The organism is Streptomyces sp. NPDC051064, assembly GCF_044455985.1.
In the GTDB taxonomy this organism is placed as follows: Bacteria; Actinomycetota; Actinomycetes; order Streptomycetales; family Streptomycetaceae; genus Streptomyces.
In genome coordinates, this window is sequence record NZ_JBITFK010000001.1 from 168,886 (window position 1) to 184,546 (window position 15,661).

The 15,661-nt window shown below is 70.2% G+C and carries 15 protein-coding genes; 1 reads left to right on the forward strand and 14 read right to left on the reverse strand.

Features of this window, described 5'->3' with window-relative positions:
* Positions 1–21: 21 nt before the first annotated feature.
* The 6 genes from ACIBCU_RS00835 to ACIBCU_RS00860 form a co-directional block, all read right to left on the reverse strand.
* Entirely contained in the window at positions 22–771 is a 750-nt protein-coding gene (locus ACIBCU_RS00835) for a response regulator transcription factor (RefSeq protein WP_362934699.1), read from the reverse strand.
* 51 nt (positions 772–822) lie between these two features.
* Positions 823–2,256: an MFS transporter gene (locus tag ACIBCU_RS00840; protein ID WP_362934702.1), complete on the reverse strand. Its 1,434-nt coding sequence runs from the start codon at positions 2,254–2,256 to the stop codon at positions 823–825.
* Positions 2,257–2,344: 88 nt separating this feature from the next.
* Entirely contained in the window at positions 2,345–3,274 is a 930-nt protein-coding gene (locus tag ACIBCU_RS00845; RefSeq protein ID WP_399228317.1) for a ThiF family adenylyltransferase, read from the reverse strand.
* Positions 3,271–4,266 (reverse strand): hypothetical protein, encoded by a 996-nt coding sequence (locus ACIBCU_RS00850; protein WP_362934708.1) that lies wholly within the window; start codon positions 4,264–4,266, stop codon positions 3,271–3,273. The genes ACIBCU_RS00845 and ACIBCU_RS00850 overlap by 4 nt, the downstream gene beginning before the upstream one ends.
* Positions 4,263–5,489 (reverse strand): acyl-CoA dehydrogenase family protein, encoded by a 1,227-nt coding sequence (locus ACIBCU_RS00855; RefSeq protein WP_399228319.1) that lies wholly within the window; start codon positions 5,487–5,489, stop codon positions 4,263–4,265. The genes ACIBCU_RS00850 and ACIBCU_RS00855 overlap by 4 nt, the downstream gene beginning before the upstream one ends.
* A 62-nt stretch (positions 5,490–5,551) precedes the next feature.
* Entirely contained in the window at positions 5,552–5,944 is a 393-nt protein-coding gene (locus ACIBCU_RS00860; RefSeq protein ID WP_362934714.1) for a hypothetical protein, read from the reverse strand.
* A 623-nt stretch (positions 5,945–6,567) separates the two neighbouring features.
* Here ACIBCU_RS00860 and ACIBCU_RS00865 point away from each other — a divergent pair.
* Complete coding sequence (locus tag ACIBCU_RS00865) at positions 6,568–7,713, forward strand: SagB family peptide dehydrogenase (RefSeq protein WP_362934717.1); 1,146 nt, start codon at positions 6,568–6,570, stop codon at positions 7,711–7,713.
* Positions 7,714–7,740: 27 nt separating this feature from the next.
* Here ACIBCU_RS00865 and ACIBCU_RS00870 read toward each other — a convergent pair whose 3' ends face one another.
* The 8 genes from ACIBCU_RS00870 to gap form a co-directional block, all read right to left on the reverse strand.
* Entirely contained in the window at positions 7,741–9,249 is a 1,509-nt protein-coding gene (locus ACIBCU_RS00870; protein ID WP_399228323.1) for a PH domain-containing protein, read from the reverse strand.
* Positions 9,246–9,749: a PH domain-containing protein gene (locus tag ACIBCU_RS00875; protein WP_399228325.1), complete on the reverse strand. Its 504-nt coding sequence runs from the start codon at positions 9,747–9,749 to the stop codon at positions 9,246–9,248. The genes ACIBCU_RS00870 and ACIBCU_RS00875 overlap by 4 nt, the downstream gene beginning before the upstream one ends.
* Positions 9,750–9,752: 3 nt before the next feature.
* Positions 9,753–11,405, reverse strand: coding sequence for a glucose-6-phosphate isomerase (pgi, locus tag ACIBCU_RS00880; RefSeq protein WP_399228327.1), 1,653 nt, complete (start codon positions 11,403–11,405; stop codon positions 9,753–9,755).
* Between the two features lie 213 nt (positions 11,406–11,618).
* Positions 11,619–11,954, reverse strand: a complete 336-nt coding sequence (locus ACIBCU_RS00885; RefSeq protein WP_078598194.1) for an RNA polymerase-binding protein RbpA — start codon at positions 11,952–11,954, stop codon at positions 11,619–11,621.
* Positions 11,955–12,063: 109 nt separating this feature from the next.
* The gene (gene secG / locus ACIBCU_RS00890; protein WP_031094498.1) at positions 12,064–12,300 is read right to left on the reverse strand and encodes a preprotein translocase subunit SecG; all 237 of its coding nucleotides are present in this window, start codon (positions 12,298–12,300) and stop codon (positions 12,064–12,066) included.
* Between the two features lie 113 nt (positions 12,301–12,413).
* Positions 12,414–13,190: a triose-phosphate isomerase gene (gene tpiA, locus ACIBCU_RS00895; protein WP_362934730.1), complete on the reverse strand. Its 777-nt coding sequence runs from the start codon at positions 13,188–13,190 to the stop codon at positions 12,414–12,416.
* A 6-nt stretch (positions 13,191–13,196) separates the two neighbouring features.
* Entirely contained in the window at positions 13,197–14,408 is a 1,212-nt protein-coding gene (locus tag ACIBCU_RS00900) for a phosphoglycerate kinase (RefSeq protein WP_362934733.1), read from the reverse strand.
* Between the two features lie 114 nt (positions 14,409–14,522).
* Complete coding sequence (gene gap, locus ACIBCU_RS00905) at positions 14,523–15,533, reverse strand: type I glyceraldehyde-3-phosphate dehydrogenase (RefSeq protein ID WP_104789935.1); 1,011 nt, start codon at positions 15,531–15,533, stop codon at positions 14,523–14,525.
* Between the last annotated feature and the right edge of the window lie 128 nt (positions 15,534–15,661).

Here is a 15,661-nt window from a genome sequence, read left to right on the forward strand (position 1 = left end):
GGTGTGTGGGGGCGTCCGTGCTCAGCCCGCTCCGGTCCGCTGCGGTCCGGAGCAGGCACAGAGCGCGGGCGCCAGTCCCGTCCGGTGTGCGTAGATCACCGCGTGCACCCGGTTGCGCAGGTGCAGCTTGTCGAGCAGGTTCTGCACATGTGACTTCACCGTGCTCTCGCTCACCACGAGCTCGGCGGACATCTCGGCGTTGCTGAGGCCCCGGGCGAGGAGCTGCAGCACCTCGTGCTCCCGGCGCGTCAGCAGCCCGGCGCGGGCGCGGTCCGCGTCCGCCCCCGGCCGGGAGGCGGTCGCGGGCCACGGCTCCCCGCCGCCCGCGCCGTGCCCGAGTCCGGCTGCCATGTAGACGGCGTACCCCGCCGAGACCATGTGGACGGCGGAGACCAGCTGCTCCGGGGTGGCACTGCTCAGGACGACGCCCTTGGCACCGGCCCGGAACGCCTCCCGCGCGGTGGAGTCGGTGCCCTGGGCGGTCAGAAGGACGGCGGGCATGGTGTCCCCGCACCGTGCGGTCAGTGCGGCGACCATACCGACGACGTCGAGGCCGGGTGACTGGGCTCCGGCGAGCACCACTCCGGGGCTGAGGCGGAGCACCTCGCGCTCGGCGGCCGCGGCGTCGGAGGCCTCCCCGACCACCTCGATGGTCCCGTCCTGGTCGAGAATGGCGCGGATGCCGGTCCTGGTGATGGCTCGGTCGTCGACGAGCAGGACGCGGACGGATGCGGTGATCGGTCTCTCCTTTCCTCCGGAGCGTGGGAACACTCCGCGGTGATCCGGACCTTCGGTCCGGGCCGGCCGATGAGGGGCCCGGCGTCAGGCCTGGGCGCTCTCGGCGCCGGGAATCTTCATGCCGGTGCCCCTCCCGGCGGTCCGTTCCGTCTTCGGGCGCCTCGGTGTCGTGAGGACCGCGACAGCGCCGACGGCGATGAGGCACGCGCCGGTCCACAGGGCGGGGATCATGCCGTCGGTGAACCGGCCCGCCGTGGCGAGGTCACCGTGCGCGGTGAACACGGAGGCGAGCACGGCGACTCCGAGGACACCGCCCAGCTCGCGCAGCGAGTTGACCGCGCCCGAGGCCATCCCCCGGTCCTGGGCGTCGACCGAGCTCATCACCAGGTTCGCGGTCGGGGAGAAGTAGAAGGTCATGCCGAGCCCGCACAGGACCAGGGCCGGCACCAGGGAGACGTAGTCCACGTCCGGTGAGACGCGTGCGGCGATCCAGCCCAGCCCGCAGGCCTGGAAGGTCAGGCCGATCGCCACGATGGACCGGCTGCCGATCCGGTCGGAGAGGAATCCGACGATCGGTGCGACGAAGATCGGCACCGCCGTCCAGGGCAGGATGCGCAGGCCGGCCTCCATCGGGGAGTAGCCGCGCGGGCCTTGGAAGAACTGGGTGAGGAGGAAGACCGAGCCGAACATGCCCGCGAACATCAGCAGCCCCGCGGCGTTCATGCCGCTGAAGGTGCGGTGGCGGAACAGCCGCATCGGGAACATGGGCATGGCGCTACGGATTTCCCAGGCGACGAACGCGGCCACGACCAGGGCGCCCCCGGCCAGCGCGGCCAGGACGTGGGGGCTCGTCCAGCCGTCCGTGGGGCCCTGGATGAGGCCGAACACGATGCCGAAGAGACCGGTACCGGCCAGGACGGTCCCGACCAGGTCGAGCCGGGAGTTGGGGCCGCGGCTCTCGGCGAGCTTCCACCGGCCGAGCGGCAGCAGGACGAGGCCGATGGGCACGTTGATCCAGAAGATCCACTGCCAGGTGAGGTGCTCCACCATCACCCCGCCGACGAGCGGCCCCATCGCGATGGCCAGTCCCTCTACGGCGCTGAGCGCCCCGAGGACGGCGCCGCGGCGCGCGGGCGGAGCGACCGCCGTGAGCAGGGTCAGATTGAGGGGCATCAGCGCGGCGGCGCCGAGGCCCTGCAGGGCGCGGGCCGCGATGAGCGCGCCGATGCCGGGGGCGAGCGCCGCGGCGGCCGACGCGGCGGTGAAGACGCCCAGGCCCACCACGAACATCCGCCGCCGCCCGAACCGGTCGCCCAGCGCCGCACCGGGGAGCATCAGGACGGCGTAGGTGAGTGTGTAGGCGTTGACCGTCCACTCGAGTTGCTGGATGTCGCCGCCGAGGCTCTCGCGGATCGCGGGCAGGGCGGTGATGACGACCAGATTGTCGAGGGAGACCATGGCCACGCCGAGGCCACAGCAGAGGAACGTCCACAGGACGCTCCGCTTGGAGACATGCATGATTGCCTTTTCCTGGAGGGTGTCGCCGCGGCCGGACACCGGTGGCGGTCCCGCGGGGCCGCCACCGGTGACGCGTGCGCGGTCGCGTTCAGCGCGCGCCGGAACGGCGCATGAGGCGGAGCATCGGCGGCACCAGGGCCGCCAGTTCGACCGGCCATCGCAGGCGGTTCAGCCAGCGCTCGCCGAGCGGCCGGGCCATCTGGTGCACGTCCATGCCGATCTCCTGACGCACCCGCTTCCCGGCGAGGACACGTACGGCCATATGGGAGCTCAGCACCCCGAACGCCGTCGCGGTGTAGGCGACTTGGGGGAAGCTGTAGTCCGTACGCAGGTGGTTCGCCCGGATCTCCGCCAGCATCTCGGCCGGCACCCGGCGCAGCGGCACCGCGCGGCGCAGGAGCTCCCAGGTGTCCACGCGCCCGATGTCGGCCAGGGTGATGGCTCCGGCGAAGGGCTCCCGGATGCGCCGGTAGTCGTAGCAGCGCACGTACTGGGTTCCGGCCATGTCCCAGCCGGTGATGAGGGGAAGCTTCCGCTGGACCGCCACGCGGTGCAGAAGGTGCTTCGCGTGCCATCCGTCGGCGGTGGTGACGTCCACCCCGTCGATGATGATCTGGCAGGGCGCGGTGAGCCGCTGCACGGTCGCCGCGGTCACCCCCTCGGTGAACACGCTCACCCGGGCGTGCGGGTTGATCGACATGATGCGTTCCGCCGCGCCGACGGCCTTGTTCTGCTCGATGTCGGCAGCGACCGCGCTCTGGCGGTTGAGGTTGTTCAGCTCGAACGTTCCGGGGTCCGCCACCAGGAACCGCTGCACCCCGAGCCGGGTCAGCGGCTCCACGGCGGCGCCTCCGATCGACCCGCAGCCCGCCACCAGGATCGTGGCGTTGCGCAGCGCCAGCTGCTCGTCGGCGGAGACGACACCCGCGTTGCGGGTGACGAGCTCCTCGTAGAAGACGCTGTGCGGTCCCGACTCCACGCTGTCCGCCGACGGCAGGCCCAAGCTCTCCGGGGTCATACGGCACCTCCTCGCTGGCGGGGGATCAGGGAGCCGCCCACCGCCTGCCTGCGTCCGGCGAGCCGGGCGACCATCTCGTGGTACGAGGTCAGATCGCTGCTGCCGTCCATGTACGACCGGACGACGTCGCGGTACCAGGGCAGGTCTTGGGGCACCGGGGCGACGAAGGGCTTGGCGAGGACGCCCTGGTGATAGATCGGCGCCAGCGGGTCCGACGAAGGCAGGCTGGGGGAGGTGTCCTCGACGACGTGGAGGTCGAAGCCGGCCAGCCGCAGGTGGCGCAGGGCCACGTGTTCCTTGGCGTCGCCGAGCACGAGGCGGATCGAGTCGTCGAGCTGGATCATCGCCTCGCCCATGCCGAGCATGAGGTGCCACGGCACCCGGTCGTGCTGGATACCGAGCGGCATCGACTGGTCGCGCAGGAAGCGCTTGAGCTCGAAGACCTGGTGGGTCCCCAGACCCAGGCGCGCGTACTGTGCCAGCAGGTCGATGCCGTGGGCGGCCTCGGTCGGGAACAGGGCGCGCCTCGGCGAGTCGAGAGGCAGGCTCACGGCGTCCGCCGAGCAGCTCAGCCCGACGTAGCCGCGGATCCTTCCGGTGCGCGAGCAGAGGGTGACCGTGTGGATGCTCTCCATCTGGCCCGGGCGGGGCAGCGGTTCGTGGTACGCCGCCGTCCGGTAGACGAGGTCGGCCGAGATCCAGCTCAGCCGCAGGTACTGGGCCAGCCGGAAGCCGAGGATGCCTCTGAGGTACCGGGCGGGGATCTGGCTGTCCCGTGCGGTGAGGGTGATCAGCCCGCTGTGCACGTCCTCCGTGTGGTAGAGCGGTGTTCCGGCGATCTCCGCCGGCAGCTGCCGGTAGCTGAGCCGTTCGTGGAGTTCGATGATGTCGGCGACGTAGCGCAGGGCGCGGGAACCCGCCGGGTCCGCGGAGGTCGGGATGGTGGTGCGGGCGGGCCCGTCACCGCCCGCGAGGGGGGAGGCGGTGTTCATTCGGCGTCGTCCTCGGCGTAGAGGCTCTCGGTGATCGTGAGCGCCAGGACCTCGGGGGTGCCCTCGTACACGCGGGTGCCGTAGGCGTCGCGGAGCATCTTCTCCACTCCGTACGAGCGCAGGTAGCCTCTTGCGCCGATGAGGGAGAGAGCGGCGTCGGCCACGTCGATGGCGGCCCGGTCGGCGAAGAGCTTAGCGACGGCCGGCTCGTAGGCGGGTGGGGGCAGTTGGGTGTCCACGGTGTTCGCCGCGTGCAGGTACAGCAGGCGGGCGGCGTCCACCTTTGCGCTCATGCCGGCCAGCTTCGCCGCGGTGAACTGGTGCCGGTGCAGGAGTTCACCGCCCTGGACGCGTTCACCGGCCCAGGCCACGGCCTGTTCCAGGGCTCCGCGGGCCACACCGGTGGAGATGCCGGCGACGGCGGCGCGGGCCATGTTGCTCTGGGCCATGTTGATGGGCATGCCCTCGCCCTCGCCGCCGATCATGTTCTCGGCGGGCACCCGGACCTCGTGGAACTCCAACTCGCTTCCCAGGCAGGCGCGGTAGCCCATCTTGTCGGCGACCGGGCCGCGTACGACCCCGGGGAGGTTCAGGGGCACGATGAAGGAGGTGAGCCCGGTGGCTCCGGGGCTGCCCTCCATGTTCGCGAAGACGGAGGCGAATGCGGCGAAGCGGGCGTTGGTGATGAACCGCTTCCTGCCGGTGAGCACGTACTGGTCGCCGTCCCGGCGCGCGGTCATGACGTTACGTGCGTGCCGTGCGTTGGCCGGGATGATCAGGTCGCACCCGGCGTCCTCCTCCGTCACCGCGTTGCACGCGAGCACCGGCTCGTCACCGGAGAAGAGCGGGAGGTAGCGCGCCTGGAGACGGGGGTCGCCGGAGAGCAGGAGCGGGGCCTGGCCGAGCATGGTGGCCCCGAAGACGAGCGCGGTGCCGGGGCACACGGCGGCCACTTCCTCCAGGGCGGTGGCGACTCCCAGCATGCCGAGCCCGAGACCGCCGTAGTCGGTGGGGACGGCGGCCCGGGTCAGACCGATCTCGTGGCCGCGGCGCACCACGTCCCAGTCGAAGTCCTCCGCCGGCGCCTGGTCGAGTTGCCCGACCAGGGGCTTCACGGTCTCCTGCGCGAACCGCCGCGCGTCGTCCTTGAGTTGCCGCACGTCCGGGGGCAGCACGTCGAAGTTGAGCTCTGGGGAGAGCTCTGCCGGTACGTCGATGGTCATGGGTTTCGTGGCTCCTCGGTCACAGGTGTCGTCGGGGGCGGTCGGGGGATGCAAGCGGCGGGTCAGGCGCCGACGCCGGACTCCGCGGCGATCGTGGGGTAGCTGTCGAAGGCGGGCCGGAGCATCGGCACCAGATCCAGCACCTTGGCGATGCGACCGCGGATCCGGACCTTGCCGGTGGCGATGGCGGCGGGCACCAGCAGCCGGCCCATCCACAGCGCGTGCGCGGTGTCGCAGGACATCTTGAGAGTGATCGCGGCCTTGAACGGCACGTCGTCCCCGAGGACGACGCCCTCGGACGAGACGAAGACCCGGCACTCGGGCTTGCTGTGCACCAGCTGCACCGACAGAGCCTCCTTGCGCGCCTTCTCCACGAACTGCTCGTCCTCCAGCAGCACACCGAAAAGCCGGCCGAACACTTCGGAGGCCATTTCGCTGGACGAAAAAACGGTCATGCTTCCCCTTCGCGATTTCAGTGGTACGGCACCCGGCCCGCAATGAATGGACACATTGCCTGGCCGCTTCTTCTGCTTGTCGAGTGCCGATGTCCGCACGTTATGACACCTTCCGGAGAGCTTCGTCCGCATCGACAGGTAGCCGAAAAAAGCCTGAAAGAAATTGGTAAGCAGTCGTTCCACGGCGCTCTGACCAGCAGTGATAATCCACCGCCGCTCCCGTCTCCCGTATACGGAACAAGTTGACAGCGCGTGATAACACTCCCCATGAATGCGACTCGAAGGAAAAGCCGGGGCCATAGGTCCCACCACGAAAGAGTGATGAGAGAAATCAGGTATTGCGCATGGCGATCCCGTGATGCGTCATGGATATGCCGTCGCGGCGGCGTACAGAGAAGTAACCCCGAAGCACGGAAGAAGGAGGTGAAGAAGAATGCGCAGGATCGAGATGAAGCACCGGATCGCCATCCGGGCCGACCGCCCCAAGGCCGGCGAGGGTTCCACCTGGAACTGGACGTGGGCCTACCGCCAGGCGTGACAGCGCGCGTGGGGCCGGGTACCCCCTTGCCCGGCTCCACGCGTATGTCCGGTCCTTCCCCTACCTCCCCCTTGCAGGAGTCACCGTGCGTCTACGCCGTTCCCGTTGCCTGACCTGCTACTGGCACGACAGCGCCTTCGTCGTCCACCCTCATCCGCACGGCACACCCACGGCACTGCACCCGGCCGCCGCGGAGATCCTGGCGGCCTTCGAGGACTGGAGCACTCCCGACGAGGCCGCCGGGGTCCTGGGCCACCTGACCCCGGACACCGTCGCGGATGCCGTCGAGGCGCTGGTGCGGAGCGGAGCCCTGCTGGCCCACGGCAGCGCGGCCGCGCAGCTCGACGAGCGGATCGCCGGGCAGTGGGGCGCGTGGATGCCCGAGGCGTCGTTCTTCCACTACGCCACCCAGGACGTGTACGACTCCCCGCAGGCCGCGGCCCCCGCCTGCGAGGTCCGGGAGCCGGCCCCCGCGGAGCCCGTGCAGGGACCGGTGCGGGAGTCGCCGCCTCCCCTGTTCACGGGGCATCCGGAGGCTCCCCGGCTCCTGTTGCCCCGCAGGCCGGCCGGGCTCCGGGCCCCGTTCGAGCAGGTCCTGTACGACCGCCGTACCCACCGCGACTTCACCGGCGCGCCGGTGTCGCTGGAGACACTGGCCGCCTTGCTGGCCGTGGTCTTCGGCCCGGTCGACTACATCGACTGCGGGCGGGGCGCCCTGTACCGGCGCACCAGTCCGCAGGGCGGCTCCCGGCAGGAGATCGACGCGTACGTCGGCGTCCTGGGCGTCAGCGGCCTGTCCCCGGGCTGGTACCACTACAACGGCTTGCAGCACGCGCTCGAACTGCTCTCCGAGGGCCTCACCCCCTCGGAGGCCGCCCGTCTCTGCGCCGACCAGTCGTGGGCCGCACGCCCCGCCTTCCTCGTCGTTCTCGCCGCGCGTCTGGAGCGGATGAGCGTGAAGTACCCGACGCCCCGCGCCTACCGGGTCTGTCTGCTCGACGCCGGACACCTGGGGCAGACCTTCGCCCTGACCGCGACGGCCCTCGGCCTCGGCCCGGCCCAGACCGGCGCCTTCAGGGACTCCGCGGTCGCCGGCCGCTGCGGCCTGGACAACACCGGCCACACCCCGCTGTACGTACTGGCCGCCGGCCACCCCGCTCCGACGCCCCAGGACGCTCCTCCGCCGGCCGGCGTTCCGGCCTTCGACGCCACCGCACTGCTCGACGGGTGACCCGACGGGGCGCCGTTCCCCCTCGGCTCAGTCGCGGTCCAGGAAGGGCTCCAGAAGCCCCGGCACGGCGTCGGCGGCGAAGGTGAGACCTTCGGACGCGTCGGCGTCGTGCGCGGTGTAGGCGCCGCCTCCGGCGGCCGTCGTGGCGGTGACGCTCAGCAGCCCGGCCCGGCGCTGGAACCAGGACTGTTCGACCGTCCACCCGATCACACCCGCCCGCTGCAGGGCCGCCGTGGACCGCCGGACCGAACCGGATCGGGTCACCAGGTACCTGCCGGTGAGCGTGTGCCCCAGCGAGCGGTACGCGTCGACGGCCAGGAGCACCGCGACCGGCACGGACACCACCGCGCAGGCGAGCGCGGTCCAGAGCAGCACGGGCGTCAGCAGGACGCCCAGGACCACCTGGACCAGCACGGGTGCCAGGGCGACAGACAGGGCGCGGCGGAGCCGGCGGCCCCTGGCGGCGAGGGGGTGGCCGGTCAGGGAGGCGCCCGTCGGGGAGGCCGGCTCGCGCAGCACCTCGGCGGCGATGGTGTCGGCCAGCGGGCGGGGCACGGCCGGCAGGAGGGTGTTGGGGTCGGCCCCCCGCGCCTCCTCGTCCTTGGCCAGACCCGTGGTGATCGCGTCCACCCTGGCGGCGCCCGCCAGCCGTACGCCCAGTGGCTCCACCAGGTCCACCCCGCGCAGGCGCCGCTCCTCCACGGACAGGGAGCGCGAGGTGAACAGTCCACGCCGCACCCGCAGGGTGCCGCCCGGTTCGCGCTCCAGGCGGTAGTTCCACCACATCTCGATCCACAGGCCGAGCGCCCCGACGACACCGGCGACCAGCGCCGCCAGGACCAGGGTGACGATCGCCCAGACCAGCGGCGTGTCCCGGAAGCGGTCGGCGACCCAGTCGATCACCTCGCCCTGCGCACCGACCCATTCGCTGATCTGCATCACACCGCCGGCGGCCGCGCCCCCGAGCATGGGCGCGACGAAGGAGACGGGTGCGTAGCGGACCCAGCGGAGGTCGAGCGTGGCCAGTTCCCCCTCGCGGTGCGATCCGGAGTCCCCGGATGCGGCACGGACGAGGAGCTCGCGACGCAGCCGCTCACCCTCGGCGCGGGAGACGGGGTCGAGTTCGAGCGTGGAGTCGCCGCCCGAGTGCTCACCGGTGCCGATGCGGACCGAGACCAGCCCCAGGATCCGCAGCAGCGGATGGGCGGTGACGTCGACGCTGCGGATCCGCTCACGGGCCAGCGAGCGGCGCTTCACCAGAAGAAGCCCGGTGTGCAGGTCGACGCGTTCGGCGCCGACCCGGTAGCGGGTGCGCCGCCACCGTGCGTAGTCCCCGGCGGCCGCGCAGCCGATCAGCAGGCCGACGCCCGCCAGGACCCAGCCGATGGCCGCCGCGTATCCGAGACGGCCTGACAGCGCGACCGTGACCGGCACGGCCGCGCCCGCTGCGACCCCGGCCGTGACCAGCGCGGTGACCAGGACCGTCCGGGGATGGAGCCGCCGCCAGCCGGGGCCGCTGTCGACGGCCGTGCTCATGTGGCGTCCCCGGGGGTCTCCTGGGTGATCCGGGTCAGCCGCTCGGCAAGCTCGGCCGCGATCTCGTGCGTCAGGCCTTCGATCTGCAGGGCACCCTTGGCGGACGCGGTGGTGACGGTGACCGTTGCCAGCCCGAAGAGCTGTTCCAGCGGGCCACGCACGGTGTCCACGGTCTGGATGCGGGACATCGGCGCGATCCGCCACTCCCGCAGGAAGGCCCCGGTGCTCACATAGACCGCCTCGTCGGTGACCTCCCAGCGGTGGGTGCGGAACCACCAGAGGGGGAAGAGGACGGCGCACAGCAGGCCGACGGCGCCGAGCACAGCGGCGGGCATCAGCAGCCAGAATCTGGCGGGCCCGATGAGCGCGCCCAGGATGCCGAGGACCGCGACCGGGGCCGCGGTCAGCAGCAGCCACTGGGCCCGCCACCAGCTGACGGCCCGGCGGTCGGGCGCGTTGCGCGGCGGCCTGAGCCGTATCGTCCCCTCCCCCGTGGTCATCGCTCAGCGGCCCCGCAGCGAGCGGTACGTCGAGACGAGCGCGGCGGTGGAGCTGTCCAGCTGTTCGCCGCCGGTGCCCTCGGTGAGGACCGGCTCGATCTTCTTGGCGAGGACCTTGCCGAGCTCGACGCCCCACTGGTCGAAGGAGTCGATGTTCCAGACGGCGCCCTGGACGAAGACCTTGTGCTCGTACAGCGCGATCAGCTGGCCGAGCACCGACGGGGTGAGGCGGTCCGCGAGGATCGTGGTCGTCGGGTGGTTGCCGCGGAACGTCTTGTGCGGCACGAGCTCCTCGGGCACGCCCTCGGCTCGGACCTCCTCCGGCGTCTTGCCGAAGGCGAGCGCCTGGGTCTGGGCGAAGAAGTTGGCCATCAGCAGGTCGTGCTGGGCGATCAGCCCGGGCAGCAGGTCCTGGACCGGTGCGGCGAAGCCGATGAAGTCGGCCGGGATGATCTTGGTGCCCTGGTGGATCAGCTGGTAGTAGGCGTGCTGCCCGTTGGTGCCCGGGGTGCCCCAGACGACCGGGCCGGTCTCCCACTCCACCGGATCGCCGTCCCGGTCCACGGACTTGCCGTTGGACTCCATGTCCAGCTGCTGCAAGTACGCGGTGAACTTGGACAGATAGTGACTGTAGGGCAGCACCGCGTGCGACTGCGCGTCGAAGAACTGGCCGTACCAGATGCCCAACAGGCCCAGCAGCAGCGGGGCGTTCTCCTCGGCGGGGGCGGTGCGGAAGTGCTCGTCGACGAGATGGAAGCCGTCGAGCATCTCGCGGAACCGGTCCGGCCCGATGGCGATCATCAGCGACAGGCCGATCGCCGAGTCGTAGGAGTACCGGCCTCCGACCCAGTCCCAGAACTCGAACATGTTGGCCGTGTCGATGCCGAAGTCCGCGACCTTCTCGGCGTTGGTCGACAGCGCCACGAAGTGCTTGGCGACGGCATCCTGACCGGCCCTCAGCTCGGTGAGCAGCCAGTCGCGGGCCGAGGTGGCGTTGGTGATGGTCTCGATCGTCGTGAAGGTCTTGGACGCGACGATGAAGAGGGTCTCGGCCGGGTCGAGGCCCTGTACCGCCTCGTGGAGGTCGGCGCCGTCGACGTTCGACACGAAGCGGACGGTGAGCGAGCGGTCCGTGAAGGAGCGCAGGACCTCGTACGCCATGGCGGGGCCGAGGTCCGAGCCGCCGATACCGATGTTGACGATGTTCTTGATCGGCTTGCCGGTGTGCCCGGTCCACTCGCCCGACCGGACCCGGTCGGAGAAGGCGGCCATCCTGTCGAGGACGGCGTGCACGGCCGGCACCACGTTCTCGCCGTCCACCTCGATCACGGCGCCCCGCGGCGCGCGGAGCGCGGTGTGCAGGACGGCGCGGTCCTCCGTGGTGTTGATCTTGTCGCCGCGGAACATGGCGTCCCGCAGCCCGGCCACGTCCGTGGCGGCCGCGAGCTCGCGCAGCAGCCGCAGCGTCTCGTCGGTGACCAGGTGCTTGGAGTAGTCGATGTGGAGGTCACCGACCCTGAGGGTGTACTGCTTCCCCCGGTCCGGCGCGTCCGCGAACAGCTGCCGCAGATGCGTCCCCCCGAGCTGCTCACGGTGCTTGCCGAGAGCCGTCCACTCGGGCATCTGGTTGAGCTTGGTTCGGCTTTGTGCGTTCATCCCGGAAATCGCCCACTTCTCTCGTACCTGCAACCTTCCCCGCTGCCCCTCCAACCTAATTGATCTGGAGGGTCCGACGGGGCACCGGCGAGCTGGTGGGCGGCATACCGATTCCGGCCGGGCACCCAGAGGGTGACCGGCCGGTGAAAAGTGAGGGTCTTCCGTTCGGATCAGGCCCCGCTCCCTGATCCGGCCCGAACCGACCGAGAGGCCCTAGATCTCGCCGCGGAGTTTCGCGAGGGCTTCGGCGAGGATCGCCTCGCCGTCCGCGTCACTGCGCCGCTCGCGCACGTACGCCAGGTGCGTCTTGTACGGCTCCGTGCGCGGCGGGGCCGGCGGGCTGTCCCGGTCCTGTCCGGCCGGGAAGCCGCAGCGCGGGCAGTCCCAGGTCTCCGGTACCTGCGCATCATGGGCGAAGCTCGGCTGCGTCTCGTGCCCGTTCGAGCACCAGAAGGAGATGCGGAGGCGGGGCGCGGACTCGCCTCGCTCGGCCTCCCCCATCGGCCCCGCTCCGACCCGGCTTCCCCGGATCGCGTTGCCACTTGCCACGGTCGTAACTCCCTGCGTGATGGTGCTCGAAGATGCCCCAGTCTACGTAAGGCCCAACGCGCGTCCAGTGAAAGGAGTTACACCCTCACAAGGAATCGCGGACGACGGGTCAGCTGTCCAGCTTGATGAGCAGGGCAAGGACGACAATGCACGCGAACCAGCCCAGACCGACCACAACGGTGATGCGGTCGAGGTTCCGCTCCGCGACCGAGGAGCCACCGACGGAGGACTGCATTCCACCACCGAACATGTCGGAAAGGCCGCCGCCCTTCCCCTTGTGCATCAGCACCAGCAGCATCAGCAGCAGGCTGAAGACGATCAGGGCGATCTCGAACGCCAAAACCACGGCTGGTCCCTACTTTCCGGAATTCCTAGGACTGCATGTACGAACAGCGGGGGCCCGGGGGTAGACCCCCCTCGGCCCCCGCAAGGGTACGACGGATCCGCGCTACCGCATACTCACTGGTCGCGGAAGCGGACGATCTTGACGAACTCGTCGGCGTCGAGGGCGGCGCCGCCGATGAGGGCACCGTCGACATCGGGCTGCGCCATGATGGCCGCGACGTTGCCGGACTTCACCGAGCCGCCGTACTGGATACGGACCGCGTCGGCCAGCTCCTGCGAGTACAGCTCCGCGAGACGGCCGCGGATCGCGCCGCAGACCTCCTGGGCGTCCTCGGGGGTGGCGACCTCGCCGGTCCCGATGGCCCAGACCGGTTCGTAGGCGATCACGATGGACTCGGCCTGCTCGGCCGGGATCTCCTTCAGGGCGCCGTCGAGCTGCGCCAGCGTGTAGGACACCTGGTCACCCGCCTTGCGGATGTCCAGGCCCTCGCCGACGCAGAGGATCGGGGTCAGGCCGTGCTTGTACGCGGCCTTCACCTTGGCGTTGCAGATCTCGTCGTTCTCGCCGTGGTACTGGCGGCGCTCACTGTGGCCGACGGCCACGTACGTGCACTTCAGCTTGGCGAGCATCGGGCCGGAGATCTCACCGGTGTACGCGCCGGAGTCCTGGGCCGAGATGTCCTGGGCGCCGTACTTGATCTTCAGCTTGTCGCCGTCGACCAGCGTCTGGACGGAGCGCAGGTCGGTGAAGGGCGGCAGGACGGCGACCTCGACCGCGTCGTAGTCCTTGTCGGCCAGGGCGAAAGCGAGCTTCTGGACGTGGGCGATGGCCTCGAGGTGGTTGAGGTTCATCTTCCAGTTGCCCGCCATGAGCGGGGTGCGGGTGGTCATGAAAGGTCAGTCCTCCAGTGCGGCGAGGCCGGGAAGCGTCTTGCCCTCGAGGTATTCGAGGCTGGCGCCGCCACCGGTCGAGATGTGGCCGAATGCGTTCTCGTCGAAGCCCAGGATGCGGACGGCGGCCGCGGAGTCGCCGCCGCCGACGACGGTGAAGGCCTCGGAGTCGACGAGGGCCTGGGCGACCGCCTTGGTGCCCTCGGCGTAGTCGGGGTGCTCGAAGACGCCCATCGGGCCGTTCCAGAAGACGGTGGCCGCGTCGGCGAGCTTCGAGGCGTACAGCTTGTTGGTCTCCGGGCCGTTGTCCAGCCCCATCGCGCCGGCGGGAATGGCGTCGGCGGCGACGGTGGTGGGGTTGCCCGGGGTCTTGGCCTTGAGGTCGGGGAACTGCTCCGAGACGACGACGTCGACGGGGAGCACGAACTCCACACCCTTCTCCTCGGCGCGCTTGAGGTATTCGAGCACCGCCGGGATCTGGTCCTCCTGGAGGAGGGAGCTGCCGACCTCGTACCCCTTGGCCTTGAGGAAGGTGTAGGCCATCCCGCCGCCGATGAGGATGCGGTCGGCCTTCTCCAGCAGGTGGTCGATGACACCGAGCTTGTCGGAGACCTTCGAGCCGCCGAGGACCACGGCGTAGGGGCGCGTGACGTCCTCGGTGAGCTTCTTCAGGACACCGACCTCGGTGGCGATCAGGCTTCCGGCCGCGTGCGGCAGCCGGGCCGGGAGGTCGAAGACCGACGCGTGCTTGCGGTGGACGGCACCGAAGCCGTCGCCCACGTACACGTCGGCGAGCTCGGCGAGCTGATCGGCGAAGGCTCCGCGCTCGGCGTCGTCCTTCGACGTCTCGCCGGCATTGAAGCGGAGGTTCTCGATGACGGCGACCTGGCCGTCGGTGAGAGCGGCGACCGTGGAGCGGGCGGACTCGCCGACGGTGTCGGTCGCGAAGGCGACCTCGGCACCGAGCAGCTCGCCCAGGCGCGCGGCGGCGGGGGCGAGCGAGAAGGCCGGGTCCGGGGCGCCCTTGGGGCGGCCCAGGTGCGAGGCGACGACGACCCGCGCGCCGGCTGCGGCGAGCCGGGCGATCGTCGGCTGGACGGCGCGGATGCGGCCGTCATCGGTGATCGTGGTGCCGTCCAGCGGCACGTTGAGGTCGGCGCGGACGAATACCCGCTTGCCCGCGACCCCTTCGTCGAGAAGTTCGTCGATCGTCTTCATCTCTGTTCCCATACTCCTTGGAAGGACGGATGAGCATGCGAGGGGGCTCGGACGGCGCCGCGTCGCGCCGTCCGAGCCCCTCACATCACACCTGGATGCCTGTCGATCCTAGGATCAGAGCTGGCCGCCGACGAAGACGGTCAGGTCGACGAGGCGGTTGGAGTAACCCCACTCGTTGTCGTACCAGCCGAGGATCTTCACCGAGTTGCCCTCCTGGACCATGGTCAGGGAGGAGTCGAAGGTGCAGGACGACGGGTCACCGACGATGTCCGAGGACACGATCGGGTCCTCGGTGTAGGTCAGGAAGCCCTTGAGGTCGCCGTCGTCGGACGCCTTCTTGAACGCGGCGTTGACCTCGTCCTTGGTGACCTCGCGCTGAAGGGTCACGACGAGGTCGGTGGCGGAGCCGGTCGGGACCGGGACGCGCATCGCGATGCCGTCGAGCTTGCCCTTGAGCTGCGGGAGGACCAGGGCGGTCGCCTTGGCGGCGCCCGTCGTGGTCGGGATGATGTTCTCGGCGGCGGCGCGGGCGCGACGCAGGTCCGAGTGCGGGAAGTCCAGGATGCGCTGGTCGTTCGTGTACGCGTGGACCGTCGTCATCAGGCCCTTGACGATGCCGAAGTTCTCGTCGAGAACCTTGGCCATCGGCGCCACACAGTTGGTGGTGCAGGAGGCGTTGGAGATGACGTGGTGGTTGGCCGCGTCGTACTTGTCCTGGTTGACGCCCATCACGATGGTGATGTCCTCGTCCTTGGCCGGAGCCGAGATGAGGACCTTCTTGGCGCCACCGGCGATGTGCTTCTCGGCGTCGGCCTTCTTGGTGAAGATGCCGGTCGACTCGATGACGATGTCGACGCCCAGCTGACCCCAGGGGATGTCGGCCGGGTTGCGCTCGGAGAGCACCTTGATGGTGTGACCGTCGACGGTGATGGTGTCGGCGGTGTGGCTGACCTCGGCCTTGAGACGACCCAGAATGGTGTCGTACTTCAGCAGGTGAGCCGTGGTCGCAGTGTCACCCAGGTCGTTGACAGCCACGATCTCGATGTCCGCACCCTGCTCCAGCAGCGCGCGGAAGTAGTTACGACCGATGCGGCCAAAGCCGTTGATGCCTACGCGGATCGTCACGAACCGATCTCCTCGTTAGGAACGCCGGTTTCGATGCCGGCGAGTTTTATAGGGATGTCCCCGACCGCCTCCGACCCTACCTCTCCGAAGGCTCCGGAGTGACATCGAGAGCGGTGGTGCGAAAAGGG